A 25,937-nucleotide genomic window follows, 5' to 3' on the forward strand; every position below is an offset into this window, starting at 1 on the left:
TGCCCCGCACACGGCCTGAATACTGTCTCACCCTTACCCCAAAATTGCTATGAATACCTATCAGCAAAGGTATGCTTATCCTACGCGTTATATTAATGATGCGATTGATCACGCCGTTTCCCAGATCGTTGTGATTCCCTGTTTTAAAGAAACGGCATTGATTCAAACCCTCAATGCACTGCACCGTTGTAGCCCCACTCAAGGGATGACGGAAGTTATTGTGGTTATTAATGAGTCCGAATCGGCAGACAGCGAAGCTACTGCAATTAACAGGCAATGTTTGGCCGAAGCCCAAAAATGGGCACAGAAGAATCCCTTCAGTTGGCTGAAGTTTCACTTTGTATATGTGAATGATTTACCCAGAAAACATGCTGGTGTAGGCTTGGCGAGAAAAATAGGCATGGATGAGGCGGCCTGGCGACTCGAGCAGATAAACAAGCCCAAGGCACCCATTATTTGCTTTGATGCTGATAGTCAGTGTTCGGAAAACTACCTTCAGGAAATTGAGGACTATTTTTCGCGCTACCCAAAAACCAAAGGGGCCTCCATCCATTTTGAACATCCCCTCAGTGGTGATTTCCCCAAGGAATGGTATGAGGCGATCGAGATTTACGAGCTTCATCTCCGCTATTATGTCAATGGGTTACGCTATGCCAATTTCCCTTTTGCCTACGAAACGATAGGCTCAAGCATGGTGGTACGTGCTGATATTTATCAAAAACAGGGTGGAATGAACAGGCGTAAAGCGGGGGAAGATTTTTACTTCCTTCATAAAATCATTCCTCATGGCGATTTTGCGGACATCACCGGCTGTATGGTCATTCCCTCTCCCCGACCTTCAGATCGTGTACCTTTCGGGACAGGTAAAGCGGTGGGCGATTTTCTGGCCTCAGGAGAAACCCAAAGCATGGTTTCCTACAACCCTGCGATCTTCACCATTCTGAAAGCCTTTATCCATCAGGCAGCAGACTTTTACCGAAAGCCCTACGAAGAGGTTATTCAACAGCTTGATGATGATAGTGTCGCCTTTTTGGAGCACTTGAATTTTAAGGAAGACCTGCAAAAAATCCTGAAAAATTCGCCCAATGCGAACATCTACAAACAACGCTTCTTCCAGTGGTTTGATGGGTTCAGGTGTCTGAAATACGTTCATTTCTTGAGGGATCAGCGCGCTTATAAAAACATAGACCTCCGAGAAGGAGCGCATGAATTAGCGCAAACTTTTAAGATGTCGCCCGACACCAAAGCAAACCTTCTCCACCTATTTCGGGAATGGGATAAAAAGAGCCATTATCTGCCTGATTTGAGCAGTTGGGAATAACAGACGCATTCACTCTTTATAATTTATTGCGGCATTTTATTCAGGAGGCTCACGCCTGATGCGGTTTATGCGGTAGTTATTGCCTCATGAGTAACGACCTTATCGACTACCACAGCCTCCTGATCACGCCACCGTAAATTGGCGTCAAGAAATATCATTTACAGTCATTGAATACATCCTCCATCGCCCTTGCATGGAAGATACATGAGGTGTTTTTCTGTGCGGATAACAATCCTGAATTATCACTTTATTTTTAATCCACAGATCAGGTTTCTCACCGACTTCGTTCTCTTCCGTCAAGGCGTTCTGCGCTGACCAAGTATTGATAAACATTGCATACTTTCCAATGGGCTTCCTCTATTTCCCTTTTTGTAATTCGATGTCACGGAGAAAAGCAGTGATATCCAATTTGAGGTGCCTAAAAAAATCTGCGTGCACCTATCTCCTCTGTGGACAACAAAAAGACCACTCAAAATTCAGGGAGAGGTTTCACTGAAATACAACAATATTCGGTCGCCTTTTTTAATTTTTCAGCCATCGGTTTCCTTCTACTTTCAGTTAAAAATAGTATCTTATTATAAGCATCATCATAATACTTACTGAACCCCAACGATGAAAACCCTACTTAACCAATTTGAAGAAAAGCCCGCTGAAATTATTTTTGAATGGAACGACCCCCACACTGAAGCCAAAGGCTGGGTGGTGATCAACTCCCTCCGTGGTGGAGCTGCTGGCGGCGGCACAAGAATGCGTAAAGGTCTTGATGTTCGGGAAGTGCTTTCTCTCGCCAAAACCATGGAGATCAAGTTTACCGTTTCAGGACCCAATATCGGCGGAGCTAAATCGGGCATCGATTTTGACCCCAAAGACCCCCGCAAAACGGAGGTGCTTAAACGCTGGTACAAGGCAGTTACCCCCCTGCTGAAAGCTTATTATGGCACTGGCGGCGACTTGAACATTGACGAGATTGATGAAGTTATTCCGATCACCGAGGATTTTGGACTTTGGCACCCGCAGGAAGGGATTGTCAACGGGCATCACCAAGCGACAGCGCCTCAGAAAATCAAAAAGCTTGGACAGCTCAGGTTAGGCGTAAAAAAAGTGATTGAAGACCTGAATTACACTCCTGACGTTCAGCAAAAACTCACTATTTCGGATATGGTAACAGGCTTCGGCGTCGCTGAGGCGGTATATCATTATTACCAACTTTGGGGCGGAAATTTAAAAGGAAAACGTGCCATTATTCAGGGATGGGGAAATGTGGGTGCGGCTGCAGGTTTTTTCCTGACTAAGCACGGGGCGAGAGTCGTGGGAATTATCGACAAAAATGGGGGACTCCTTACTGATGAGGGCTTTTCTCAGGAAGAAATCAACACCCTGTTCAGTGAGCGAAATGGCAATCAGTTAAAAGCAGAAAACCTGCTATCTTTTGAACAAGCAAACCAGCAAATATGGACAATGGGTGCGGAGATTTTCATTCCTGCTGCAGCATCACGACTGGTACAACAACAGCAAGTTCAGGCGATGATAGATCATGGATTGGAGGTTATCAGTTGCGGAGCCAATGTCCCCTTCAATGATCCAGAAATTTTCATGGGCAAGACCACAAAATTTGCTGATGAAAAAGTAGCCATACTTTCCGACTTTATTGCCAACTGTGGCATGGCGCGTGTTTTTGCTTACCTGATGTCCACGGAGGTAGAAATCACGGACACCAACATTTTTACTGATATTTCTGCAACCATCAAAAAGGCGCTCCATGAATTGCACCAAAGGCAACCTCAGAAGCACCACTTGGCCGAAAGATCACTTGAAATTGCACTTAAGAAATTGCTTTAAACAAAAAAAACGATACCCCGAGTATCGTTTTTTTTAGCTATTTCATGCTTTCCCAAAATCCTGCTGCAATTTCCTGACTTCCTTGGCATCCATATGATCAAGTCGGCTTTCACTCAAATTCGTAAAGCTCAAGCAAGTAGAAACCGTACTTTGACTGTCAATATTTGCGATAGCGAATAAATTACCTGCCATAGCATAAAACCTGACGCCATTCTCGTTGATGTGAACTAATTTCATAAATCACCTTTTTTTATCCACGGAGAATGTAACCAAAACAGTGCCAATCAACGCTGATCCACTAAAAATGAATGTGTTACCATTTCTGAATAATAACGTCCGCCAAACTGAAAAAAGCCCACATGCCCTCCAAAATCAGGTTGCAAAAATTGAATATTATCGTGACTAAGCTGATAATGCTCCGCATAACAGGTATCGGAAAGAAAGGGGTCATTCTTTGCATTCAAAATCATGGTCGGCACCTGAATGTGGTCCAACACAGCGCCAGAGCTACATTTGGTATAGTAATCTTTCGCACCTTCAAATCCAGCAATCGGAGCCGTAAACTGATCGTCGAAATCCCAAAGGGTTTTAAGCCTCCCAAGCGCCTGAAGGTCAAAATCACCCTCTCTTAGCTTTGCTTTACGACGAACCTTTTCCTTCAGGCTTTTTAAAAAGCGATCGTGGTAAATTTTATTATGCCGTTTATGCAGCTCAATGGTACAGCCATATAAATCCAAAGGCGTGGAAATCGCAACCGCTGCCTTGATCCCTGAGTCTTTACCCTGCTCGCCAAGATATCGCAAGGTCAAATTCCCACCAAGGCTGAAGCCCACCAAAAACAAATGATCATACCCCCGTGCCTGAGCAGCCTCTACTACCCGCTGAAGGTCGTCCGTTGCCCCTGAATGATAAAATCGCCGCAAACGATTCATCTCTGTGCCGCAGCCACGATAATTAAAGCTCAAACAATCAAAATCATCCTGAAGCGCCCGCACCATCCCCTGCATATACATCCGCTCGGCATCACCTTCCAGCCCATGGCATAAAATCACGAGGTTCTCATTTCCCTTAATTTTCCAGTATAAATCCAAAAAATCCCCGTCATCGAGCTCTAAACGCTGCTGCTGCATCGGTACTGCCACCTTACGGGAAAGTGTCGGGAAAATGGTCTCCATATGCCTGTTGAACAAAAATTTCGGGCGTTTATAATATTTTTTTGTCATTTACTTCAATAAATTGGTCGATAAGCCGTTAAGTTCCCTAAAGGTAGTATTATCGTTTAAAAATTGGTATTTTAAGTCTCTGATCACCCCCTACGAAATCATATTTAACGTTTTTTTATTTAATTTATATCACAAAAACACCCAAACTCTACTGTATTAGGGTTACTTTTTATCCATCTTACCGATTAACCCATAGTCAATGCAAGACAAAGAAATCATCCAACGAATAGAACAAGGTGACGAAAGTGCTCTTGATTATTTGTACGTCAAACTTTATAGTATGATTACAAAGTATATCATGCGTAATGGCGGAACTGAGGATGAGGCCAAGGATGTCTTTCAGGATGCTTTGGTCATTTTTTGGCAAAAGGTGGCTAAAAAAGAATTAACCCTGACCGCCAAGATCAGTACTTATCTCTTTGGAGTAAGTCAAAACCTTTGGCGAAGAGAGTTAAGTCGTAAAAAACGCTTCTCCAATGAAGAGGCAGAAGTAATCACCTCCTCAAATTTTGAGCAAGATGAAAGAAATAAGATCATTCGTGATTGTATTAAAAAAATGGGAGATTCTTGCAGAGACATCCTGACGGCGCATTATTTTGATGGCTTGGGGATGCCTGAAATTGCTCAAAAATTCGGTTTGGCAAATGCTGACACCGCAAAAACCAGAAAATATAAATGCAAAAAAAAATTGGACCTTTATATAAAATCACATTTTACATCCAATGACTTTCTCGATTAACCTATGAACACTGAAAACAAATATTTTGATCTGATTGAGGATTACCTTGATCAAAATTTAAGTAAGCCTGATCTTCAGGGGTTCGAAAAGGCCATGGGAGTGTTCCCTGATCTGAAAGAAGAGGTTCAAATACAAAAAGGCATTCGTCAGGCTTTGTCAGATTATCGCGCTGGACAGTTAAAGCAACGGTTGAGTGAAATCCCAATTCAAAAGTCATCTGCATTAACCTCCGCCTTCTGGGGTATTGCTGCCAGCGTAGGCGTAGCGGTCATTAGCGTACTCGTGGGTGGTTATGCTTATGTTTCCAATCTGGATCAAACCACAATTATTCCTGTCGTTCCAGTATCCGAGGTTAGCACCCATATTCCTGAGGAAATCAGTCAGGAAAATAGGTTATCCTTAATTGGTCAGCCTGAAAGACCCACCAGTGAGCCTATCGAAGAGCTGCCAAAGATTTCCCAGCAAGCAAAATCAAATGCATTGGCAACAAAAACGCTGCCTCCCGAAAAAAAGAAAAATAAAAATATCAACAGGCCACAAATTTCTGAGCCAAATGATTTCATTAATAGCCCCGCATCGATCGAAGTACCAAACAGCAAGCAGCTGAACACGGATCACTTTCAACAGATTAAGGTTAAGATTTTACCCCACAAAGGGAGACAGAGATACCAACTCACTGATAATCAACTTACCTTATTTGGTAATTTTGATAATGTTGAGTTACTGAAACAAGAAAATGATATTTTAAGTGTTAAGATCAATGGTTCCATTTTTCAATTAAAAAAGACCACAACAACACTTCCGTTAGAATAAAAATGAAAAAGCCACTATTAAATAGTGGCTTTTTTTATCTCCCATTTAACACTTTTTAGCACTCCCATTGCCGATTTTTTTTGTTTCAGGAACATAAGCAAATTATATTAGCAACTTATGTGATTTTTCCGCAAACAATGGCAAAAACAGAAAAGAAGAAACTTGGTTCGTATCCTTTACTGAGTGTTGTATTTAGTACAGCATTAGCACTTTTCATCGTTGGTCTGTTAGGGCTTTCCTACATTCAAACCATCAAGCTTAGTGCAAAGATAAAGAGTAAATTAGAGGTACAAGTATTTTTAAATAAAGGGATTAAACAGGCCAAAACAACGCAATTTAAACGTGAACTGGCTTTGCAGCCTTATCTACTTGATCCAGCTGCTGAAAATATCAAATTTATTTCCAAAGAAGAGGCCGCAAAGACCTTCCTAAGTGATACTGGGGAAGATTTCTCTGCTTTTTTAGGAGATAACCCCCTACATGATGCTTTTACAATCCGACTAAAGGAAGGGTATCAAAATGCCGACTCCCTTGCCATGATCAAGGCCAAACTAAGTAAAAATCCTTCCGTATTTGAAGTTACTTATGTCAAAAATTTGGCAGACCAGATTCAGGAAAATTTCGCCAAGGTAAGTGTAATTCTTATTGGGTTAGCGCTTCTCCTATTCGTTGTCGTTTCCATTTTGATTAACAACACCATCAAGCTGGCATTATTCAGTCAACGCTTTTTAATCCGATCTATGCAGCTCGTGGGCGCTACCAACCAATTCATCCAAAAGCCTTTTATATTGAGGTCCGTTTGGCATGGGTTATTGGGTGGTTTGGTTGCCAGTGCCGCTTTATTAGGGTTATTGTATTACGCCATCTACAATATCGATGGACTCAGCACCTTGTATGCACCCAAGGAAATTGGTATCCTCATCGGGCTAATGTGCTCAATGGGAATATTGGTCAGCTTTTTCAGCACGAAACGATCAGTAAAAAAGTACCTTGGAATGTCTTTAAATGAACTATATTAATTAAACATATTTATTCCTATGGAGGAACAAAAAGCAATGCCTTTCAATAAGAAGAACTACATTATTATGTTAGTGGGCATCCTGGTGTTAGCACTGGGCTTCATCATCATGACCCTTGATACTGAGACTTTCGGTTTTGGTTTCTTAGGACTTACGCTTGGACCCGTCACTATCTTGGTCGGATTTGCGATTGAATTTTATGCACTTTTTCATAAATCAAAATAATTAATGAGCTTAATAGAGGCTTTAGTTTTAGGCTTGATCCAAGGATTCACGGAGTTCTTGCCTGTAAGTAGTAGTGGACACATTGAATTGGCTAAAGCCATTATGAATGTGCATGTAAGTGAAGATGTCCTGTTCACGATGATCCTCCACGGTGCCACCGTCCTTTCTACCATTGTCATTTATTTTACAGAAATTCGGAAGTTGGTTCAGGAGGGGATTACACCAAGTTGGAATGACAGTAAAAAATACATTTTACTTTTGGTCGTTTCGATGATCCCCGTCTTTTTCGTAGGGATTTTCCTCAAAGATGCTTTAGAAGATTTCTTCTTCGGTAATATTCTCGCCGTAGGAATATCACTTTTATTTACTGGAGGTTTACTCTCTTTCACCTATTTTGCCAAGAACGAAACATCGCAAATAGGATGGAAATCGGCCATCGGTATGGGTATCGCCCAAGCCATTGCCGTTATTCCTGGAATTTCAAGATCTGGCTCTACCATTGCCACGGGCTTATTGATGGGAGTTAAAAAAGAAGAAGCAACACGCTTTTCTTTTCTGATGGTATTAGCGCCTATTCTTGGCGCCAACCTATTGGAGCTGCTAAAATTTGACCCTTCTACGGTTTCGGATTTGAGTATCCCAGTCATTGCTATTGGGTTCGTTACGGCATTTATTGCAGGGGTTGTAGCCTGTAAATGGATGATAAACCTCGTTAAAAAGGGAAAATTGATTTATTTTGCGGTTTACTGTATCGTCGTTGGCTTTACCGCTATCGGATATACACTATTCATTGCATAACAAAACTTTATCATAGATGGATTTAAAGGACTTAGATTTCCTGGCAGGGCAAGTGTTGTTGATTGACAAACCAAAAACTTGGACCTCTTTCGACGTAGTGGGAAAATTGAGAAATCTGATCAAAATAAAAAAAATTGGCCACGCAGGTACTTTAGATCCATTAGCGACAGGCCTTTTGATTTTGTGCACAGGTAAAATGACGAAGCAGATCGAATCTTACCAAGCACAGGAAAAAGAATATACAGGCACCATTACCCTGGGGCAAACCACCCCATCCTATGATGCGGAAACGGAGGTTGATGCCGAAAAGGACATTCAGCATTTAACTGCTGAAATGGTTCATGAAGCTGTGCCTGCATTTTTGGGCGAAATTGAGCAGATTCCGCCGATGTATTCAGCGATTAAAGTCAATGGCCAACGCCTTTACAAGGCTGCCCGCAAAGGCAAAACCGTAGAGGTTAAAGCACGACAAGTGACCATTCACGAGTTTGAAATCACCAATATTGATTTCCCAAAGGTGGATTTCAGAATTGTTTGCTCCAAAGGCACCTACATCAGAAGTATTGCCCATGATTTGGGCCAGGCACTGAATGTTGGCGGCCACCTTGCAGCTTTACGAAGAACCCGTATTGGAGACTTTAAAGTAGAAGACGCCAGAACTGTCGAGGACTTTATCGCTGCCTTTAAAAAAGAAGAAAATTAAAAGTTGGGAGGGGTAAAAGCCTCCCTTTTTTGCTATGAAAATATATAACAACCTCAGTGAATTCATCGCTCCTCAATATGCCGTGGTTACCAGTGGCACCTTTGACGGCGTACACCAGGGTCACCAAAAAATCCTGAAAAGAATTCGGAAAATTGCGGATCAGCATAACGGAGAAACCGTCCTGATCACCTACTGGCCACACCCTCGCCACGTCCTTTTCCCTGAGGATAATTCTCTTCAATTACTTTCTTCCATAGAGGAAAAAGCAGAGTTGCTATCACAGAATGGTATCGACCACCTAATTCGGCTGCCATTTACCCAGGAGTTTGCACAGATGGCTCCTGAAGATTTTGTGCAAAACATACTCATCAATGCTATCGGCACCAAAAAACTGGTGATCGGCTACGACCATCATTTCGGAAAAAACAGGTCAGGGAATTTTGAATTCCTCAAGCAAAATCAGGACCGTTTCGGTTTTGAACTTGAAGAGATCAGTCGACATGATGTAGACGAAGTCGGGGTATCCTCCTCCAAAATCAGGAACCACTTGTTAAGAGGTACACTTAAAGAGGCCAATCAATATTTAAGTCGCCCTTATGAACTTTCTGGGCAGGTGGTGCATGGGCAAAAATTAGGCAGAACGATTCAGTTCCCTACCGCCAATATCGAGGTAGCGTTTAAACACAAACTCATTCCTAAATTCGGGGTCTATGCAGTATTGGTTGAATTCGAAGGAGCACTTATGGAGGGAATGCTTAATATCGGAAAAAACCCAACCGTGTCGGCTACTGAAGATGTAAAAATGGAAGTACACATTTTTGATTTTGACAAAGACCTCTATCAGCAATGCGTCAGGGTAATTTTTATTGATCGACTTCGAGAGGAAAAAAAATTCGAATCTGTAGCAGCCTTAAAATCAGCTCTTGAAGAGGACAAAAATGCCGCAAAAACAATATTAAAAAACTATCGTAGATAGGCTTCGTTAATTTGATGTAAGACCAATTAATTACATCAACTTATATTGCAATGAAGTATCTTAACTACCTACTTATTCTCCTACTCCTCTTCCCTACCTTATCATGTGATAAAAATAACAACCTCGTTTTATTTGGCATCTCACAAGATAAAGAGCTTGGGCAACAGGTGAGCAACCAAATCAATAACGATCCACAGTACAACATCCTTTCTCCATCGGATTTCCCTGAGGCTTACAATTACCTCAATGGCATGCGAGATGACATCCTTAATTCGGGCAAAGTAGCTTATGCAAATGATTTCAACTGGGAATTAAAAATCATTAAAGACGATGAAGTCCTGAATGCATTTGCGACACCAGGAGGCTACATTTATGTATACACAGGGCTGATCAAGTACCTCGACTCTCCTGATGATTTAGCAGGAGTTATGGGCCACGAAATCGCCCATGCCGACCTAAGGCATACAAGCCGAAATATGCAGAAGGAGTATGGCATCCAGTTTTTGATTAGCATTATCAGTGGGCAAGCGGAATCCGAACTGAGCCAGATGGCACTTGCTTTGGCGACTAACGGCGCTATTGCACAATTCAGCCAGAAGTTTGAAAAAGAAGCTGATCTTGAATCCGTAGAATATTTGGCAGGTACCAAATACAAATGTGATGGTGCAGCTACGTTTTTTCAAAAACTTGAAGAGGAACAGGCAGCTAACAGTGGCGATATCAGCAACAGTATTGAACAATTTTTCTCTTCCCACCCTTCCCCAGCAGATCGTGCTGAATATATCCCTGAAGAAGCCGACAAAATCGGCTGCTCTACCAAGCCCTCAGGCACACAGGCTGCATACGATCAGTTTAAAAGTGACCTGAATCTATAATTCCCCCATTTAAATTAACCTGTATTAAGTCAGAAGCTATCCGCCAGTATTTCCCTGTCGTATTGCCTCGGTTTGATGCAGGTTAATTTGTTTTTATACCCTCACGGCGACAACCGTAAGAGGCCGCTAAAACGCTCAATCCGTAAAATACGGAGCACATAAACTGCGAAATTCTCCAAGGATTATCGCTGTGGCCCCCCAAACCACCTTGCCACCAACCTCAAAAAACGGCACTTCAAGCTTTCCCTTTCCTGTAGATACTTCTGTCCGTGCTGAGGGCTCCTGTTGTAGCACCAACTCCTCCAAATCACAAAGAAAAATCTCCTCTACCTCCCTGGGGTCAGGCTGAAAATCGACGGGTTGCTTGCACACACTGATCACTGGCTGAATAATGAAATTACTGACAGGGACAAATAGGTCTGTCAGCTCTCCGACCACCTGTACCGTCTCTGCCAACAGGCCAATTTCCTCATTTGCCTCTCGGAGTGCCGTGGCAACCACACTTTGGTCCCCTTCATCCTGTTTCCCCCCAGGCAGCCCGACTTGCCCACTGTGGACCCCTTGATATACAGGCCTTTGAATCAAAGGAAAGCATAGTCGCCCTGCCGATTCCATTACATTGATTAACACAGCACTTTGCCTTGCGTTCCGACGATCAGCTTCAAAGCGATCAAAAGCATCTGCGAATGGTGCCATTTCTCGCTGTACATCGGGGCCTGGCAATGGCTCCTGAAGTCTTTGCTTCAGCCAGGAATCGAAATTATTTATGGATCTATTATTTGTCATGATAAATTAAATTCAATAAAATCCGCCTTCAAACTACACACAAAACCATTAAACATCAATCAATTAACACTTAATACAGTTATAAATAAGGTCAATTAAAAATCTTGTACTATATTAAGAAAACGAAAACAATGACCTATGTTGTTGTTACTCTATCGAAAATCGATAATTTCGCAATATCAATTCAGAAACACTAATTTCAATTATATATTAAAATGTTGAAGACTCAAAATCCAACGAAAACAGCTGCATGGGCTGATTTGGACGCACACTTCCAGGACATGAAATCTGCTCAAATGAAAGATCTTTTCGCAAAAGATCCTGAGCGATTCAAAAAATTCTCTACAAAATTTGAGGATATCCTTCTTGATTACTCTAAAAACATCATTACTGAAGATACCTTAGCTAAATTAACACAACTGGCGAAAGAAACAGGTGTTGAGGATGCTATTCAGTCTATGTTTGCGGGTGAAAAAATCAATCAGACAGAAGGTCGTTCGGTATTGCACATCGCACTTCGTAACCAATCCAACACACCAATTATGGTGGATGGTGCTGACGTTATGCCTGCTGTAAATGAGGTTTTGGCTAAAGTTGAAACATTTTCTAACCGAGTTTCTTCTGGAGCATGGAAAGGCTACACAGGTAAGTCAATTACTGATATTGTAAATATTGGAATTGGTGGCTCAGATTTGGGCCCTTTGATGGTTACCGAGGCCCTTAAAGCCTACAAAAAAGACAACTTGAATGTGCATTTCATTTCAAATGTAGATGGAACACATGTTGCTGAAGTTTTGAAGCCACTGAACCCTGAAACGACGCTTTTCCTTGTAGCTTCAAAGACATTCACAACTCAAGAAACCATGACCAATGCAAACTCTGCAAAGGACTGGTTCCTGAAAGTAGCACAAGAAGAAGGACATGTAGCCAAGCACTTTGTTGCTCTTTCTACGAATGCCAAAGGTGTTGCTGCTTTCGGTATTGATACTGACAATATGTTTGAATTCTGGGATTGGGTTGGAGGCCGTTATTCATTATGGTCTGCGATTGGTCTTTCTATTGCCTGCGCTATTGGCTATGATAACTACAAAGCTTTGCTTGAAGGTGCGCACGCCATGGATCAGCACTTCGCTACCACTGATCTCGAAAACAACATTCCTGTGATATTGGCCTTGATCGGCATTTGGTACAACAACTTCTTCGGCGCTGAGTCGGAAGCTATTTTACCTTACGATCAGTATATGCACCGTTTTGCGGCTTATTTCCAACAAGGAAATATGGAATCCAATGGAAAATGTGTGGACCGAGCAGGTAAGCCAGTAGACTACCAAACTGGTCCAATTATTTGGGGAGAACCAGGCACCAATGGTCAGCATGCATTTTATCAGTTGATTCACCAGGGTACAAAAATGATCCCATGTGACTTTATCGCTCCTGCGATCAGCCATAACCAAATCAGCGACCACCATCCAAAATTATTGGCCAACTTCTTTGCACAGACAGAAGCGTTGATGACTGGAAAAACGGAAGAACAAGTTCGTGCGGAATTTGCTACCGCAGGAAAGTCTGCTGAAGAGGTGGAAGATTTGGTGCCTTTCAAAATCTTTGAAGGCAACCGTCCAACTAACTCAATTTTGGCGAAACAAATTACTCCTCGTACTTTGGGCGCTTTGATTGCAATGTACGAGCACAAAATTTTCGTTCAGGGCGTTATCTGGAATATCTTCTCTTTCGATCAGTGGGGTGTGGAATTAGGCAAGCAACTGGCTAATCAAATCCTTCCTGAATTGAATAACGACGAGGAAGTGGCTTCTCACGATAGCTCTACAAATGGCCTGATCAACGCTTATAAAGCAATGCGTTAAGCAAAATAAAAAGGGCTTACCCATAAAATGGCGGTATCAAAGTACTGATAATGCCATTTTTTTACGGATTCAGCCCCTAAAAGTAAAAAGCGTATCGGATAACATTCCGATACGCTTTTTTTTATTTTAACTCAATGATGGTCAATTCAAATTCATTACTTTCAACCACTACCCATTTCAAGGCTCTGAAAAACTGTTCCTCTTTCTTCAACAATAACCCTCCAGGACCCACATAATATTCGGAAACTTCTGATTTCATGTTCTTTATCTTTATTTTATTCTTTCCATTTCCGTGCCAAAGGCACATTTAATTTATATAGTGATATACCAAGAAAAAATTAAAAAGATACGACCATCTGATCAATCGACTCTTTTTTGGTTTAAACCCATACAACTATACACCTAATCGCACTTCCCTACAGGATAAATCCATTAAAAATTCAGCCTCAAGAAGCCCGAAGAATATGTATTTTTAGCTAAATTTGATGGTTCACAATTTTGATGCATTATGATCATCAACACAATTTTACCAGAAGAATGTCTCATACAGGAGCTGAATGGTAACATCAAGACGTTCCGCAAAACCATTTTTTTTCTGGAACAATATAAACGATTGGGTTTATTCAATGCCTTCAGGAAAGAGATTGCTGTGGGAGAAGTATCGATCAAGGTCGAAGAGGAAGGTAGCACAAGAATTGAGCACCGTGTCAATAACCGTAAAAAATCCACCGACACACGTGTCAGGGTTGATATGGGTGAAAACCACTCTTTCATTAAAAAGACTTTTAGCCAGCAAGACGAGCTTTTGGCGCAGGAGGAAGTGATCAGGACTGATGACCAGCTGATCGAGAAAATTATCATTACGGATTATAAAGAAGGTGAAACGACCCTCATTACTTTTCAATACAATGAACAGAAACTCATTGAGCGTATTGAATTCAGTAATGAGCATGGTTCTGTATTTCAAACAGCCTCCTTCCGATATGATAAAAAAGGGCGCCTCATAGAAGAAAAAGGCAGCCGCCACCGCAGGAAAATCAGTTTTGAAGAATTCCATTATATTACCCAGTTCAAGTATCTGAAAAAAGACAAACAAGGCAACTGGTTACAACGAAGACTGAAAACCGAGTATGGTTTCCATTATCAGAACGTAACCAAGTACGCCCTTGAGGAAAGAGAGCTTACTTATCAATAATTAAGATTTTGAGGGATCACCCCCTACAAACAACAGAAAAGACTATGAAAGCCATCATTGAAAGATTTACAAGATATGTAAAAGTCGACACGGAATCTGATCCGACTGTCGAAGCAATCCCATCAACCCAAAAACAGTTTAACCTGGCCAATATGCTGGTCGAAGAACTCAAGGAGATTGGGATGGAAGAGGTCACCATCGACGAACATGCGTATGTGATGGCCACCCTTCCTGCAAATGTAGATCATCAGGTACCGACGATCGGGTTTGTAGCACATATGGATACTTCCCCAGATTTCTGTGGGGCGAACGTAAAACCACAGCTTTGGGAAAATTATGACGGCAAAGACATCGTTTTGAATAAAGAACAAAACATTGTGCTGAAAACTGCTGACTTCCCAGAAATCCTTCAGTATAAAGGATGGGATTTGATTACCACCGATGGCACCACCCTTTTGGGCGCTGACGATAAAGCGGGCGTAACAGAGATTGTTTCCGCAATGGAATTCCTGATCAAAAATCCAGCAATCAAGCACGGGGAAATCCGAATTTGCTTCACGCCTGACGAGGAAGTCGGCAAGGGTGCAGATCTTTTCGATGTTGAAAAATTTAATGCTGATTACGCTTACACTCTTGACGGTGGCCCTGTTGGGGAGCTTGAGTTTGAGAACTTCAATGCCGCAGGAGCAACGATCGAATTCAAAGGGGTTTCTGTTCATCCAGGAGCTGCCAAAGACAAGATGGTTAATTCCATGAGAATAGCCACTGAATTTGCGCAAGAATTCCCTGCTGATGAAACACCAGAAACAACGGAAGGCTATGAAGGTTTTTTCCATTTGGTTCATATGGAAGGCTCCATTGAAGCCTCTAAATTGCAATTCATTATCCGCGATCACGACGGGGAGAAATATGAAGCCCGCAAGGCATTTGTAGAGAAGATGGTCAAGAAATATCAGGAGAAATATGGCACAGACATGGTCAAGCTGACAATGAAAGACCAGTATTTCAATATGCGTGAGAAGGTCGAGCCAGTGATGGAGATCGTTGATATCGCTGCCGAAGCCATGAAATCGCTTGAAATTAAACCATTGATCAAGCCGATCCGAGGAGGAACTGATGGCGCGCGTCTTTCATTCATGGGGCTTCCTTGTCCGAATATCTTTGCAGGAGGGCACAACTTCCATGGAAAGTATGAGTTTGTCCCTGTTCAGGCCATTGAGAAAGCCACTGAAGTAATTGTAAAGATTGCTGAACTGACTGCCCAGAAGCACCAATAATTTCATCTGCGATAAAAAAGGCCCTTACGGTTAGCGTAAGGGCCTTTTTTTATGCTGATGGGGGTAAGACCTTTCTTCCGAAATGATGGCACTCCCCTATCGCTTATTTGATGATGCAATTACTCTTCCTCCTTTTCCGCTACACGAACCTTGTCGCCATCGTTTAGGTTACGGGAAATAATCTGATAAGGACCCGTGATTAATTCATCGCCAGAGTTTAACCCTTCGGTGATTTCAATGAAATCGAAATTGGAAATACCCGTCTTCACAGGCACTTTCTTCGCCACATCACCATCTTTAATGAACACCACTTCCTCAATTTCCTTATCCGAACGACCAACGCCACCGTGCTTCAGGCTGTCGGCAACCGAACGGGTGGTTACTGCTGAAAGCGGTGCCATCACAGCATCTTTCCGAGTTTTGGTTTTTATCTCAACACTGGCCGTCATTCCTGGACGGAAAGGGAAACCGTTTTGCTCCTCCAACAAATCAGCATAGGAGGAATTCAATACACGGATTTTTACCTCAAACTCCGTAATAGCATCTGCTGAGGCCTTATCTTTTGCTGTGTTGGCAATCGAGGTTACCACACCCGTAAATTTCTTATTTAAATAAGCATAAGAATCAACATTAATAATAGCCGTATCGCCTTTATGCACCCTGATGATATCATTCTCATTCACATCCACTCTGGCTTCCATCGCTGAAAGGTCCGCTATACGCATCATTTCAGTACCTGCCATAGTTTGTGTCCCTACAACCCGTTCACCTTTTTCAACGCTCAGCTTCGTAACCTTGCCATCCATCGGCGCCACAATGTTCGTCAGGCGCAAATTTTCCTGAGCCTCCGCCAAAGAAGCTCTCGATGATTTAACAATATAATTGGAGGCCTTTACATTCTCCTCCGCTGCCGCCAAATCCTCTTTAGCAGCAAGAAATTCCGCTTCGGCACGCTGGAAATCTGCAACAGAAACCACTTCGTCCTTTTTCAGCTGTTGCTGACGTTTGTACTCCTGTTCCGCCCGAACAAAATTAGCTTTGCCCTTGGCAAGGTTAGACTTGGCCACGGCGAGGTTCGCCTGTTGCTGGTTATAGGCCGCACGCGCACGGTCCACTGCTGAAATAAAATTGTCAGGGCGAATTCTTGCCAATAGTGCACCACTTTTTACAGAATCCCCTTCCTGAATATTCAATTTGATAATCTCCCCAGAAACCTCTGGCGAAATGTTCACTTCAACCACGGGCTGAATCATTCCCGAAGCACTCACCACCTCCGTAAGGTCTCCCAATCGGACCATACCTAACTCTACAACGACCCCTTCATCGGAACCGATCACGCCAGCTTTATGCAAGCCAAACAAGGAAAGAAGGACTACCCCAAGGATAATCAACAACACCTTTGGGCGAAGTATATTACTAAAAAAACTCATGGTATAATATTTTAAAAGTGGTTACAAAGTGATGGGCTGACCCGTATAGAATTCCAATAATTTCAGCTTGAAAACATAATCATATTTCGCCCGCACCAATTCCGTATTGGCTGCAAAAAGGCTGTTGGAGGCAATCTGAAATTCTACGCTATTGGCGCTTCCTGCATCGAAACGCGATTGTACCGCACGAAGGTTTTCTTCAAGAGCAATCACAGATTTCTGTGCCGCATCGTAGGTTTTCACGGCAGAATAGGCATCGTTATAAGCTTGCTCAATGCTCTGGCGAAGTTCATTTTTCGTCTGTACAGCATTAAGCGCCGCCCTGTTTTGTTGGATTTTTGCACGCTGATAATCACCTGTGCGTTTAAAGCCCTCAAAAATAGGAATGCTCAGGTTCAGCAGTAATTCATTCGACCAGTTATCTGAATATTGTTTGGTCCAGCCGACGGTCTGAAACTCCCCTGAAGGAATGGAAAACTTTTGGTATACGGGCTGATTTCCCGCCTGATCCAAAAAGATGGAGGAAGACCGGGCAATTACCTCTACCTCATCCCCAATTGGCACCAAATTCTGATCCGAGTAGTTGGTAAAGGTACTTGCTGAAAGTGATAAACTCGGTAATAATGCCCCTTTGGCCATTCTCATGGCATATAAAGCACTGGTTTCGCGCTCTTCAGCCGCCTGAATTTCTGGCTGCGTCTGCAATGCCATAGCATATACTTGCTCCACCGTTTGATTAATCCACGGGTATTTGTCAGGATTGATGTCTGGCACAACAATATCGAAATCTGTGGAGACAGGTTTTTGCATATTCTGCTGCAACTGAAGCAAAGCAAAACGCAGGTTGTTTTCCTGCTGAATTTGTTCCGCCTCATTGGACGCCAAAGTGGATTGCATCTGTAGCAGTTCCGTTTTTGCCACCGCACCAGCATTGTATTGCTTTTCGAGCTGATCTACCTGCTTTTCAGTGGTGGCCACTTTATCCTTGGCATTGGCCAACAGCTCTTTATTGAAAATCACATTCATGTAACTTTGTGTTACCTGAAGCATGACATCATTGAGTGACTTTTCAAGGTCTTTCTCTGCAATATTGGTTTCTGTATTTGCCTGATTGATGTTATTATTAACCTGCATGCCTGCAAAAATTGGCATATTGGCGTTGGCAAAAACCCCATTGGTCTGAATCCGCTGATTCACAAAAAGGTTCGTGGTTCGGTCAATGGAGCGCCCCCAGGAATTACCATAACGCCCCCCCCCTGAAATGGTCGGAAAGCGACTCGCCCGTGCCTGCTTCAGGTTAATTTCTGACTCTTGCTTGTTCAGTTTTTGCTGACTGACCACAAGGCTATTGCTCTTGGCGTATTCAATACACGCCAAAAGATCCCAGCCACCGTCGGCAGGTTGCTGCGCTTGAACAGTCATGCAGGGCAGGCTGAGCAAAAAAAAGATAGGCAGATGTTTCCAGTTCATATAATTAGGTTAAAATTGTTCCGTGTTGTTATTCAATAATCGGCACATACAAAATGTGCTTTACCCAGCTTAGGCTATCGATATATTGCGTTGTTAAAGGGCGCAGCGGGGAATCCATCTCAATCACCTGGCAGGCCAAATCCGACTTCCCTCTGCGCGATACCGTCATGTTGGCAATATTGCAATTATCATGAGATAAAATATTTGAGATAAAGGCAATCGATCCCGGACGATCATCCGCAAGGATAATCAAAGTATGCAAGTTGGCTGAGAAATTCGCTGAGAAGCCATTCACTTCCGCAATACGGATCACACCGCCACCGCGACTTTCACCGATCACTTCCACTACATTATCCTGAGCCTTCAGGCGCAACTTAATGGTGTTTGGGTGCATGGTCGAAGCATTTCCCACGGACTTAAACTCATAGGCCATTCCCGCTTCCTCGGCATGCTCAAAGGCGGTCTTGATACGCTTGTCATCCGTATGAAAATCCAGCAAACCTGCCAATATTGCGCGGTCAGAACCGTGCCCCTCATAGGTTCGGGCAAATGAATTATAAAAAGTAATCTCAGCATGTTCAGGCTGAGCACCCAAAATTCTGATGGCCGCACGGGCAATCCTAACAACACCCGCAGTGTGACTGCTCGATGGGCCGATCATCACTGGACCAATCATATCGAAAACGCTGCTTCTCTCTGCCATAACTTATATTGAAAATATTATTAAATTCGCTACTGATAAACAAATATTATTTAATCGGTCATTTTTCAATTATGAAGGTAAATTTTGATGGTCATATTCTCGATGCCACTGCGGTAAAAATATCATCCAACGATCGTGGCTTTCAGTACGCTGATGGGATCTTTGAAACAATCATCCTTAAAGATGCCAAAATCCAATACTTACCATATCACCTTCAAAGACTAAAAAAGGGCCTTCATGCCTTGAAATTAGCAAATTCCTCCACAAAAGAACCCATTGAGTGGGAAGAAAAAATCCTGGAATTGGCAAAAATCAACAGAATGTCGGATTCGAGGATAAAAATTTTCGTTTGGCGACAACAGGGTGGGCTCTACACCCCCACAGGCACGGATTTTCATTACCTGATCACCAGCCGAGAATATCACCCAGCCAAGCCTCAGGCACTGAAAAATGTCGGCATTTGTAAAAGTTTATTTTTGAGTCCCTCCCCTTTCTCTTCCTGCAAAACAATGAATGCGCTCAGCTACGTGATGGCTGGCATTGAAAAACGGGAAAACGAATGGGAAGAGATTATTCTTTGCGATCGCAGAGGCCACCTTTCCGAAGCCGGAAGCGCAAATTTATTCTGGAAAAAGGGGAATGAGTTTTTCACGCCCTCCCTGAACACAGGTTGCATAGCGGGTGTCAGGCGGGCAGCACTTATTGAAGAACTTGAGGAGCAAGGCTACACCGTAAACCGCGGAGAATATTCGCTGCTTCATCTTGAAAAAGCTTCCCACCTATGGAAAACAAATGTGACGGGCATGGTCCCGATTGCACAATTAGAACATCTTTTATTTGAAGAAACCTTACCCGAGGAGGTGGCAATATTGCAAAATCATTATAATCAGGTGAAATGACCTGAATGTGATCAAGATTTAAAACGAAGCGCCGCAAAACACGTTCATGATAGTATATATAGGGATTAAACTACTGGAACTATGATGAATAAGGAAACAGCACTCGTTTGGAAATTAGTTTGTCATGATGACCAAAGCATCAAAACATGGCAAAGCAAAGCCGCCGCAGTAAATAATGATCAGGATGCTTTAAGTGCACAAATTAGAGAATGGATCTCAAAAATGGCGCATCGCGTAACCACAGAAGCTGATGATATAGAACCGCAGCTCGTTTTGGATTCTGCCATGATGGTCGATTGGGACCTTATTTCGAGATCAATCATTTATTCACTCCAGCCACCAACGCCAAAAGAAGAAATCAACTAAATATGCTTTGCGTAAAAAAAAGGGCGACAATTTTTATATTGTCGCCCTTTTTTGTGGGTTAATTTCCATGCGCTACGCTCCAACTTCCTATACCCCTTCCTACATAAGAATGCTCCTCGTTCTTAATTATCGCCTACCAAAAACAGGATCTGATCATTAGGATCGAGCTTTATCGCATTCACCTGCTCTCCTGTTTGCAAGCGGAATGTCTGTTCCAGCTGATCTAAATCACGGGAAAAATAAATTTTATCCCCTTCAAAAGTGATCGCCATAAATTCGATTTTGATCTTCACCAGCTTATCCTGATGCTGCTTCACTGTAACGATCGTTTCCTTATGTTCTTTATCATAAGCAACGGTATAACTCAGTCGGGGCAATAAAGGCGTTTCCAGCCAATGCTGAAAAAATCCTTTCAAATTACGCTTGGTCGTTGACTGCATTACTCGCTCAAAATCAGCAGTTGAAGCATTTTTCCCTTTGTAGGTATTGTAATATTTTTGTATTCCTGCATGAAAGGCGGCATCACCAATCTCCTGACGAAGCATATGCAAAACCCACGCTCCCTTCTGATATGAATAAGCATTCAATAGTTTTGAGGGATCAGGATTCCCTCCAGGACGAACCACCTTCGACGGAAACTTAGCCTTAAAGGCCAACAAGCGCTCCCTTGCCTGCCCCATATATTCATTCAGCGCAGCAGTACCGTACTCATGCTCCAAGTACATGGCTGTAAAGTAAGTAGCAAAACCCTCCGACAACCACAAATCATTCCAGCTTGCTTCCGTAACGGTATTTCCAAACCACTGATGAGCGATCTCATGAGCGACCAACGTTTCCATTTTTTTAGGATCGTCCACCGCATTTTCATCATAAAAGATGTTTCCCGCATTCTCCATTCCTCCGTAGCGAGTGGTAGACTGCACCTGCCACAATGCCTCGAAAGGATATGGTCCGATGTATTCACTGAAAAAATCCATGACTTTATTGGTGACTCTCAGCGCCCCATGCATTTTCGCAGAATCCTCAGCATAAGCAAATCCTTTCATCGGAATCCCCTGCCCATCAATCTCCCAGGAAGCCAATTTAGCGGCACCAAAAACCATCACCTTCGTCGGGATAGGCGTGGCTTCACGATAATGCCAGTCTTTGTACATTCCCCCATGCCACTGTGAGGACACCAACTTTCCATTGGCAACAACCGACATATATTCTGGGGCGGTAATATACCAATCTACCGAGGCCTTATCATCAGGCCGATCCATTACTGGCAGATAGTTCTTCGCCCTAACAGGCCAGTTATCTCCAAAAAAGGTCTTATGGCCATGTCTATTTTGGCTGATAATCAACCCGTCTTTGGGAACACCTGCATATTTAATGGTCACCGTAGCGGTATCGCCTTTCGATATTGCACTTTCGATCATCAACTGATCAAGATCCTGACTGAAGTCTACCTGCCGACCGCCTGCACTCACCTGATCAACGAGCATTCCACCGTCTTCAGATTGCCCCACAAGGTCAAGGGTGAAGTTACTTTTATTTTCACGTGCCAGAAAATGTACCTGCGCCGTTCCTTGAATGCTATCATTGATACTATTGACCAAAATGTCAAAACGATAATGTAAAACATCGATATCCGTTTGTGCCCAAGTCCGATGACTTGCCCCCACGAAAAAGATCAACATAAAAACGGTCAAAATATTTTTGCTCATAATAGCTTGAGTATGTTCAATTCCAAAAATTTGTATTCAGTTCCAGGCTGAGGTTTGCAGTTGCATTTTACTCAACGGTAAATACAAAACTAAAAAAAACGCAGTCCAAATTGAACTGCGTTTGATATTATAAAACAATTTTAATCTAAAATCAGAAAGGGCGACGGTTATTCTTCGCTCTAACAGGAACTAACTGTGCCTTTTTGGTCTTTTTAATTTGCTCTTTTCTATAAATTGCTACTGAAGCAACAGAAAGTAAAGCAAAGATGGTTATACTGATCATATAAGTATCTTTAGTTACAATAAGGAATAATCAATAATCGTTCCAATTTTGACATAAAATAAGACAATCAATTATTTTTATTCCAATGAGAAATAATGTTTTGAATATTTTCTTGAAGACCGTTTTCTGCACTTAGCCACAAAATCTTATGCCCCCGCTTCTCCATTCTACGGAAAAACGTCATCTGACGTTTTGAAAAACGGTGAATTTGGGCTTCTAAGGACATAAACATCTCCTCGTAGGACAAATCCCCCAAAAGGTGTTCAGTAATCAATTTATACTCCAAACCATAGTAAATCAAATCCTCAGCAGGCACTTGCTCCAATAAGCTTTGCACCTCTTCGATCATTCCCTCTTCTAACCTTTTCTGAAGGCGTAATGTTATTTTCTTTCTTCTAAGGTCACGGTGAATATCAATACCGACTAACAGCTGCTTTTCGAGGGGTAATGGTTTTACCCATGTTGGTAATTCTTGCGCATTATGTTGCTGAAAAAAGCGTGCAATCTCAATTGCTCTAATGGTACGCTTGCGGTGCCCCCAGTCTGAAAAATACGCTGGCGCCCCCACCCCCTTCAGCAAGTCGGTCAGGGCTTCGTCGGTCAGGGCCTCACTTTGCTGCCGCCATTGCGCATCCACGGACACAATGGTATTTTCATTCCCCTCCAAAATAGTCTGTATATAAAGCCCTGTGCCGCCACAGAGGATCGGTAATTTAGCCCGTGAAATAATTTGCTGAAATGCCGCATGAAAATCCTTTTGAAATTCACTCAGGTTATAACGATAGCCTGCATCACGGATATCAATCAAATGGTGGGCGACATCACCATATTCTGCCAGGTCTTTCCCTGTCCCAATATCCATCTTCCGATAAATCTGACGTGAATCGCCGCTAATAATTTCGCCATTTAATGCCTGAGCAAGTGCCACAGCATGTGCTGTTTTTCCTGAAGCCGTCGGCCCTATGATGGTGATCAGTTCATTTCTCATCCCAATAATTTTTCACTATGATTTTACAAAAGTAAAAAAAATCCCAACTTGCCACTTCAATAAACACTAGCAATCATGACAAGAAAAATTTATCACTTGGCCACCTGCAGTACTTGCAAAAAAATTCTTTCCGAATTACAGTTGGACCAAACCGTTGAGCTTCAGGACATCAAAACGGAGCAAATCACCGAAAAGCAACTCGAAGAAATGCAGGCACTCGCAGGTAATTATGAATCCCTTTTCAGTCGCCGTGCCCGAAATTATGCTGCCCGCGGCCTGAAAGATCAAAACCTGACCGAAGAAGATTATAAAAACCTTATCCTTGAGGATTACACCTTTCTGAAAAGGCCTGTAACCCTTTATGATGGCGAAATTTTTATTGGCAACAGTAAAAAAACAATTGAACAGACAAAGGTTAAAATCAATTCGCAGTCGGTATAATTTTTCATTAAAATCTTTTAGATATAGAGATTATTCGCTTGCTTTGCGGCTGAATAAAGGTGCTTTTGCAAAAAAGGGAAGCAGGTGTGAATCCTGCGCAGTACCCGCTGCTGTAATGTCAATTTTTACGGTTGATCTATATACCACTGACAACCCGTCGGGAAGGTGATCAATTGCTGACTAAGCCAGAAAACCTGCCTTCATTCATTTAATCAATTTTTCACACTTTCGGGAGTTAAAGTGTTCTATGGCCAGAAATTTTATGGTCAACCCTTCCCGTTATATCTATTTAGTTATGTTGAAAAAAGCATTTAATTTTATGCTTATGGCAGCAGTTGTTGCCCTGTCTGCCTGTAACAGTAGTGATGTTACCCCAGATAAAAAAATTACTTTTGACCATCTTGAGCTTGATCAGGCTGAATCCGCTTGGTACGGTCAGGACGAATCTGGTGAAGCTACAGGAGACGATGACCTTACCACCTACCATTCAGAATTGACTGCCGACATCGCCACTGTTAACAACTACTTCCACAAAACGCCAGCTTATGGTTATTGGGGAAGTTATGCTTATTCCAACCAAACAGCCGATACTTCTTTTGACCCAGAAGAAAAAGACAAAGGCACCTTCTTCTCTTACCAATTTGTTGCCGTTGGAAGCAATGCTGGGCAGTACTTAGTTTACAATCCAGGTTTTTCAGGTTTAAACAATATCGAATTCAATCAGTCAACCGAAATCAAATCAATATCAGTTAATAATTTAGGAGTCACCTATTTAAGCATTATGAATGGGGATGGTTTTGCTAAAAAATTCGAAGATGGAGATTGGTTCAAAGTTACCTTTACAGGTTTGGATGCTGAAGGCAAAGAAACAGGGGCACAGGATTTCTATTTAGCAGATTACCGTGATGGAAAAACCGATGTTGTTTCCAACTGGACGAATGTTGATCTTTCAGGATTAGGAGCTATCAAGGAACTAAAAATAACATTTGACGGATCTGATCAAGGTGATAATGGACTTAACACACCAAAATACTTAGCCATCAAAGAAATTGCTTATCAATAATTTTCATCAAACCTATATCGAAAAGCCTCTTTCTATTCTTGGGAAGAGGCTTTTTTGATTCCTTTTCTTATCTTGGCAGTACTTAATATTCGACCTTACCACACTCTTACTTATTAACTTACAGTCCGTTATGTTAAAAAAATATCTGTCTTTACTGTCAGTCCTCTTGTTGATCACAAGCTGCGACAGTCAGACAAATCCTCCAAAGACCATCGAATTCAATCACCTTTTTTTACCCAAGGCGGAATCCGCTTGGTATGGACAGGATCATCTCAAAGAAAACATTCAGTACGGAAGGAAAACCGACCACACCACTTTTGAGTCGGGCATTGCCTCTTTCGATAATTATTTCATCACGCAAAAACTCTTCGGTAACCTGACGGCACAATATGATGGTTTTGCCTACTCGAATAAAACCACTAAAGAATTCGACCCTGCTACGATCAATCCGACTTTCAATTCGCTATATGAGTTACTTAGTGTTTCAAGCAATAAGGGCAATTATCTGATTTACAAAAACTCCACGGAACTAAAAAAGAGCATTTCATTTAGCCATCCTGTTAAGCCTACCTCCATTACCATTTCGAATACAGGACAAACCTACCTCAGCATTTTGAATGGGAATCCTGATCCATCAGCAGGCAAGCAATTCACCAAGGGCGATTGGCTGAAAGTGATTTTTACGGGTAAGAATGAACAAGGGGAAACGACTGGAAGTCAAGAGTTCTATTTGGCAGATTTCAGGAGTAGCCGACCTTATGCCATCCAAAAATGGACGAATGTTGATCTTTCTGCATTGGGGAGTGTCAATCAAATAGACATTTCATTTGCCTGCTCAGACACCGCTGTTTATGATGGCAAAACATACATCAACACCCCGGCAATGCTTTCCATAAAAAAAATACAACTACAATAAAACCAATAGCCTCTT

General features: G+C 42.4%; 28 protein-coding genes and 1 riboswitch. Of the genes, 18 read left to right on the top strand and 10 right to left on the bottom strand.

The window, feature by feature from the left end; all coding sequences use genetic code 11:
- Window positions 1-49 precede the first annotated feature (49 nt).
- Both AABK40_RS08025 and AABK40_RS08030 read left to right on the top strand, forming a co-directional pair.
- Window positions 50-1,321 (top strand): glycosyltransferase family 2 protein, encoded by a 1,272-nt coding sequence (locus tag AABK40_RS08025; RefSeq protein ID WP_338396712.1) that lies wholly within the window; start codon window positions 50-52, stop codon window positions 1,319-1,321.
- A 612-nt stretch (window positions 1,322-1,933) separates the two neighbouring features.
- Complete coding sequence (locus tag AABK40_RS08030; protein ID WP_338396713.1) at window positions 1,934-3,160, top strand: Glu/Leu/Phe/Val dehydrogenase dimerization domain-containing protein; 1,227 nt, start codon at window positions 1,934-1,936, stop codon at window positions 3,158-3,160.
- Window positions 3,161-3,202: 42 nt separating this feature from the next.
- Here AABK40_RS08030 and AABK40_RS08035 read toward each other — a convergent pair whose 3' ends face one another.
- Window positions 3,203-3,397, bottom strand: coding sequence for a hypothetical protein (locus AABK40_RS08035; RefSeq protein WP_332919180.1), 195 nt, complete (start codon window positions 3,395-3,397; stop codon window positions 3,203-3,205).
- Window positions 3,398-3,444: 47 nt separating this feature from the next.
- A complete protein-coding gene (locus tag AABK40_RS08040; protein WP_332919179.1) occupies window positions 3,445-4,335 on the bottom strand; it encodes a YheT family hydrolase in 891 nt (296 codons plus the stop codon).
- 247 nt (window positions 4,336-4,582) lie between these two features.
- Between AABK40_RS08040 and AABK40_RS08045 the strand changes: the two genes are divergently transcribed.
- The 8 genes from AABK40_RS08045 to AABK40_RS08080 all read left to right on the top strand — a co-directional run bounded on the left by AABK40_RS08045 (window position 4,583) and on the right by AABK40_RS08080 (window position 10,531).
- The gene (locus tag AABK40_RS08045) at window positions 4,583-5,122 is read left to right on the top strand and encodes an RNA polymerase sigma factor (RefSeq protein ID WP_332919178.1); all 540 of its coding nucleotides are present in this window, start codon (window positions 4,583-4,585) and stop codon (window positions 5,120-5,122) included.
- Window positions 5,123-5,215: 93 nt separating this feature from the next.
- A complete protein-coding gene (locus AABK40_RS08050; RefSeq protein WP_338396714.1) occupies window positions 5,216-5,935 on the top strand; it encodes a hypothetical protein in 720 nt (239 codons plus the stop codon).
- Between the two features lie 137 nt (window positions 5,936-6,072).
- Complete coding sequence (locus AABK40_RS08055; RefSeq protein WP_338396715.1) at window positions 6,073-6,954, top strand: cell division protein FtsX; 882 nt, start codon at window positions 6,073-6,075, stop codon at window positions 6,952-6,954.
- 18 nt (window positions 6,955-6,972) lie between these two features.
- Window positions 6,973-7,179 carry a DUF3098 domain-containing protein gene (locus tag AABK40_RS08060; RefSeq protein ID WP_332919175.1) on the top strand — a complete coding sequence of 69 codons (207 nt, stop codon included), beginning with the start codon at window positions 6,973-6,975 and terminating at the stop codon, window positions 7,177-7,179.
- 3 nt (window positions 7,180-7,182) lie between these two features.
- On the top strand, window positions 7,183-7,977 hold the full coding sequence (locus AABK40_RS08065) for an undecaprenyl-diphosphate phosphatase (protein WP_338396716.1): 795 nt from the start codon (window positions 7,183-7,185) through the stop codon (window positions 7,975-7,977).
- Window positions 7,978-7,993: 16 nt separating this feature from the next.
- Window positions 7,994-8,680, top strand: a complete 687-nt coding sequence (gene truB, locus AABK40_RS08070) for a tRNA pseudouridine(55) synthase TruB (protein ID WP_332919173.1) — start codon at window positions 7,994-7,996, stop codon at window positions 8,678-8,680.
- A gap of 34 nt (window positions 8,681-8,714) precedes the next feature.
- The gene (locus tag AABK40_RS08075; protein WP_332919172.1) at window positions 8,715-9,656 is read left to right on the top strand and encodes a bifunctional riboflavin kinase/FAD synthetase; all 942 of its coding nucleotides are present in this window, start codon (window positions 8,715-8,717) and stop codon (window positions 9,654-9,656) included.
- A gap of 50 nt (window positions 9,657-9,706) precedes the next feature.
- Window positions 9,707-10,531 carry a M48 family metalloprotease gene (locus tag AABK40_RS08080; RefSeq protein WP_332919171.1) on the top strand — a complete coding sequence of 275 codons (825 nt, stop codon included), beginning with the start codon at window positions 9,707-9,709 and terminating at the stop codon, window positions 10,529-10,531.
- Between the two features lie 135 nt (window positions 10,532-10,666).
- Here AABK40_RS08080 and AABK40_RS08085 read toward each other — a convergent pair whose 3' ends face one another.
- Complete coding sequence (locus tag AABK40_RS08085; RefSeq protein WP_338396717.1) at window positions 10,667-11,317, bottom strand: NUDIX hydrolase; 651 nt, start codon at window positions 11,315-11,317, stop codon at window positions 10,667-10,669.
- A gap of 215 nt (window positions 11,318-11,532) precedes the next feature.
- Here AABK40_RS08085 and pgi point away from each other — a divergent pair, with 215 nt between their 5' ends.
- Entirely contained in the window at window positions 11,533-13,182 is a 1,650-nt protein-coding gene (gene pgi, locus AABK40_RS08090; RefSeq protein WP_338396718.1) for a glucose-6-phosphate isomerase, read from the top strand.
- A 121-nt stretch (window positions 13,183-13,303) separates the two neighbouring features.
- On the opposite strand, the gene AABK40_RS08095 is transcribed toward pgi, so the two are convergent.
- Window positions 13,304-13,441, bottom strand: a complete 138-nt coding sequence (locus AABK40_RS08095) for a hypothetical protein (RefSeq protein ID WP_332919168.1) — start codon at window positions 13,439-13,441, stop codon at window positions 13,304-13,306.
- A gap of 249 nt (window positions 13,442-13,690) precedes the next feature.
- Between AABK40_RS08095 and AABK40_RS08100 the strand changes: the two genes are divergently transcribed.
- Both AABK40_RS08100 and pepT read left to right on the top strand, forming a co-directional pair.
- On the top strand, window positions 13,691-14,377 hold the full coding sequence (locus AABK40_RS08100) for a hypothetical protein (protein WP_332919167.1): 687 nt from the start codon (window positions 13,691-13,693) through the stop codon (window positions 14,375-14,377).
- Window positions 14,378-14,421: 44 nt separating this feature from the next.
- Entirely contained in the window at window positions 14,422-15,654 is a 1,233-nt protein-coding gene (pepT, locus tag AABK40_RS08105; RefSeq protein WP_332919166.1) for a peptidase T, read from the top strand.
- Between the two features lie 119 nt (window positions 15,655-15,773).
- Here pepT and AABK40_RS08110 read toward each other — a convergent pair whose 3' ends face one another.
- Genes AABK40_RS08110 through sdaAB form a run of 3 tightly spaced genes read right to left on the bottom strand, consistent with a single transcriptional unit; the run spans window position 15,774 to window position 19,257 of the window.
- Window positions 15,774-17,084: an efflux RND transporter periplasmic adaptor subunit gene (locus tag AABK40_RS08110; RefSeq protein WP_338396719.1), complete on the bottom strand. Its 1,311-nt coding sequence runs from the start codon at window positions 17,082-17,084 to the stop codon at window positions 15,774-15,776.
- 21 nt (window positions 17,085-17,105) lie between these two features.
- Window positions 17,106-18,554: a TolC family protein gene (locus tag AABK40_RS08115; protein WP_332919164.1), complete on the bottom strand. Its 1,449-nt coding sequence runs from the start codon at window positions 18,552-18,554 to the stop codon at window positions 17,106-17,108.
- Between the two features lie 28 nt (window positions 18,555-18,582).
- Window positions 18,583-19,257, bottom strand: coding sequence for an L-serine ammonia-lyase, iron-sulfur-dependent subunit beta (gene sdaAB / locus AABK40_RS08120; protein ID WP_332919163.1), 675 nt, complete (start codon window positions 19,255-19,257; stop codon window positions 18,583-18,585).
- A 71-nt stretch (window positions 19,258-19,328) separates the two neighbouring features.
- On the opposite strand from sdaAB, the gene AABK40_RS08125 reads away from it, so the two are divergent.
- Window positions 19,329-20,156 carry an aminotransferase class IV gene (locus tag AABK40_RS08125; protein ID WP_338396720.1) on the top strand — a complete coding sequence of 276 codons (828 nt, stop codon included), beginning with the start codon at window positions 19,329-19,331 and terminating at the stop codon, window positions 20,154-20,156.
- Between the two features lie 81 nt (window positions 20,157-20,237).
- Window positions 20,238-20,522 carry a hypothetical protein gene (locus AABK40_RS08130; RefSeq protein ID WP_332919161.1) on the top strand — a complete coding sequence of 95 codons (285 nt, stop codon included), beginning with the start codon at window positions 20,238-20,240 and terminating at the stop codon, window positions 20,520-20,522.
- Between the two features lie 122 nt (window positions 20,523-20,644).
- Here AABK40_RS08130 and AABK40_RS08135 read toward each other — a convergent pair whose 3' ends face one another.
- From AABK40_RS08135 to miaA, 3 genes are all read right to left on the bottom strand, one after another.
- Window positions 20,645-22,231: a M1 family metallopeptidase gene (locus AABK40_RS08135; protein ID WP_338396721.1), complete on the bottom strand. Its 1,587-nt coding sequence runs from the start codon at window positions 22,229-22,231 to the stop codon at window positions 20,645-20,647.
- Between the two features lie 151 nt (window positions 22,232-22,382).
- Entirely contained in the window at window positions 22,383-22,514 is a 132-nt protein-coding gene (locus tag AABK40_RS08140; protein WP_338396722.1) for a hypothetical protein, read from the bottom strand.
- Window positions 22,515-22,581: 67 nt separating this feature from the next.
- A complete protein-coding gene (gene miaA / locus AABK40_RS08145; RefSeq protein WP_338396723.1) occupies window positions 22,582-23,502 on the bottom strand; it encodes a tRNA (adenosine(37)-N6)-dimethylallyltransferase MiaA in 921 nt (306 codons plus the stop codon).
- Between the two features lie 75 nt (window positions 23,503-23,577).
- Here miaA and AABK40_RS08150 point away from each other — a divergent pair, with 75 nt between their 5' ends.
- From AABK40_RS08150 to AABK40_RS08160, 3 genes are all read left to right on the top strand, one after another.
- Window positions 23,578-23,943 carry an arsenate reductase family protein gene (locus AABK40_RS08150; RefSeq protein WP_338396724.1) on the top strand — a complete coding sequence of 122 codons (366 nt, stop codon included), beginning with the start codon at window positions 23,578-23,580 and terminating at the stop codon, window positions 23,941-23,943.
- 40 nt (window positions 23,944-23,983) lie between these two features.
- Window positions 23,984-24,159, top strand: a riboswitch (cobalamin riboswitch).
- Window positions 24,160-24,238: 79 nt separating this feature from the next.
- The gene (locus tag AABK40_RS08155; protein WP_338396725.1) at window positions 24,239-25,006 is read left to right on the top strand and encodes a DUF4465 domain-containing protein; all 768 of its coding nucleotides are present in this window, start codon (window positions 24,239-24,241) and stop codon (window positions 25,004-25,006) included.
- Window positions 25,007-25,136: 130 nt separating this feature from the next.
- On the top strand, window positions 25,137-25,922 hold the full coding sequence (locus AABK40_RS08160) for a DUF4465 domain-containing protein (RefSeq protein WP_338396726.1): 786 nt from the start codon (window positions 25,137-25,139) through the stop codon (window positions 25,920-25,922).
- Window positions 25,923-25,937: the final 15 nt, after the last annotated feature.

The sequence above is a fragment of the Persicobacter psychrovividus genome (assembly GCF_036492425.1).
GTDB classification, from domain to species: Bacteria; Bacteroidota; Bacteroidia; order Cytophagales; family Cyclobacteriaceae; genus Persicobacter; species Persicobacter psychrovividus.

Bases quoted from the DNA above. Each gene is read 5' to 3' on its own strand.
- AABK40_RS08055 (WP_338396715.1), top strand. From the start codon at position 6,073: ATGGCAAAAACAGAAAAGAAGAAACTTGGTTCGTATCCTTTACTGAGT.
- AABK40_RS08060 (WP_332919175.1), top strand. From the start codon at position 6,973: ATGGAGGAACAAAAAGCAATGCCTTTCAATAAGAAGAACTACATTATT.
- pepT (WP_332919166.1), top strand. From the start codon at position 14,422: ATGAAAGCCATCATTGAAAGATTTACAAGATATGTAAAAGTCGACACG.
- AABK40_RS08115 (WP_332919164.1), bottom strand. From the start codon at position 18,554: ATGAACTGGAAACATCTGCCTATCTTTTTTTTGCTCAGCCTGCCCTGC.
- AABK40_RS08140 (WP_338396722.1), bottom strand. From the start codon at position 22,514: ATGATCAGTATAACCATCTTTGCTTTACTTTCTGTTGCTTCAGTAGCA.
- AABK40_RS08100 (WP_332919167.1), top strand. From the start codon at position 13,691: ATGATCATCAACACAATTTTACCAGAAGAATGTCTCATACAGGAGCTG.
- AABK40_RS08065 (WP_338396716.1), top strand. From the start codon at position 7,183: ATGAGCTTAATAGAGGCTTTAGTTTTAGGCTTGATCCAAGGATTCACG.
- AABK40_RS08030 (WP_338396713.1), top strand. From the start codon at position 1,934: ATGAAAACCCTACTTAACCAATTTGAAGAAAAGCCCGCTGAAATTATT.
- AABK40_RS08110 (WP_338396719.1), bottom strand. From the start codon at position 17,084: ATGAGTTTTTTTAGTAATATACTTCGCCCAAAGGTGTTGTTGATTATC.
- AABK40_RS08080 (WP_332919171.1), top strand. From the start codon at position 9,707: ATGAAGTATCTTAACTACCTACTTATTCTCCTACTCCTCTTCCCTACC.
- pgi (WP_338396718.1), top strand. From the start codon at position 11,533: ATGTTGAAGACTCAAAATCCAACGAAAACAGCTGCATGGGCTGATTTG.
- truB (WP_332919173.1), top strand. From the start codon at position 7,994: ATGGATTTAAAGGACTTAGATTTCCTGGCAGGGCAAGTGTTGTTGATT.
- AABK40_RS08050 (WP_338396714.1), top strand. From the start codon at position 5,216: ATGGGAGTGTTCCCTGATCTGAAAGAAGAGGTTCAAATACAAAAAGGC.
- AABK40_RS08150 (WP_338396724.1), top strand. From the start codon at position 23,578: ATGACAAGAAAAATTTATCACTTGGCCACCTGCAGTACTTGCAAAAAA.
- AABK40_RS08130 (WP_332919161.1), top strand. From the start codon at position 20,238: ATGATGAATAAGGAAACAGCACTCGTTTGGAAATTAGTTTGTCATGAT.
- miaA (WP_338396723.1), bottom strand. From the start codon at position 23,502: ATGAGAAATGAACTGATCACCATCATAGGGCCGACGGCTTCAGGAAAA.
- AABK40_RS08155 (WP_338396725.1), top strand. From the start codon at position 24,239: ATGTTGAAAAAAGCATTTAATTTTATGCTTATGGCAGCAGTTGTTGCC.
- AABK40_RS08075 (WP_332919172.1), top strand. From the start codon at position 8,715: ATGAAAATATATAACAACCTCAGTGAATTCATCGCTCCTCAATATGCC.
- AABK40_RS08135 (WP_338396721.1), bottom strand. From the start codon at position 22,231: ATGAGCAAAAATATTTTGACCGTTTTTATGTTGATCTTTTTCGTGGGG.
- AABK40_RS08085 (WP_338396717.1), bottom strand. From the start codon at position 11,317: ATGACAAATAATAGATCCATAAATAATTTCGATTCCTGGCTGAAGCAA.
- AABK40_RS08095 (WP_332919168.1), bottom strand. From the start codon at position 13,441: ATGAAATCAGAAGTTTCCGAATATTATGTGGGTCCTGGAGGGTTATTG.
- AABK40_RS08035 (WP_332919180.1), bottom strand. From the start codon at position 3,397: ATGAAATTAGTTCACATCAACGAGAATGGCGTCAGGTTTTATGCTATG.
- AABK40_RS08025 (WP_338396712.1), top strand. From the start codon at position 50: ATGAATACCTATCAGCAAAGGTATGCTTATCCTACGCGTTATATTAAT.
- AABK40_RS08040 (WP_332919179.1), bottom strand. From the start codon at position 4,335: ATGGAGACCATTTTCCCGACACTTTCCCGTAAGGTGGCAGTACCGATG.
- sdaAB (WP_332919163.1), bottom strand. From the start codon at position 19,257: ATGGCAGAGAGAAGCAGCGTTTTCGATATGATTGGTCCAGTGATGATC.
- AABK40_RS08045 (WP_332919178.1), top strand. From the start codon at position 4,583: ATGCAAGACAAAGAAATCATCCAACGAATAGAACAAGGTGACGAAAGT.
- AABK40_RS08125 (WP_338396720.1), top strand. From the start codon at position 19,329: ATGAAGGTAAATTTTGATGGTCATATTCTCGATGCCACTGCGGTAAAA.
- AABK40_RS08160 (WP_338396726.1), top strand. From the start codon at position 25,137: ATGTTAAAAAAATATCTGTCTTTACTGTCAGTCCTCTTGTTGATCACA.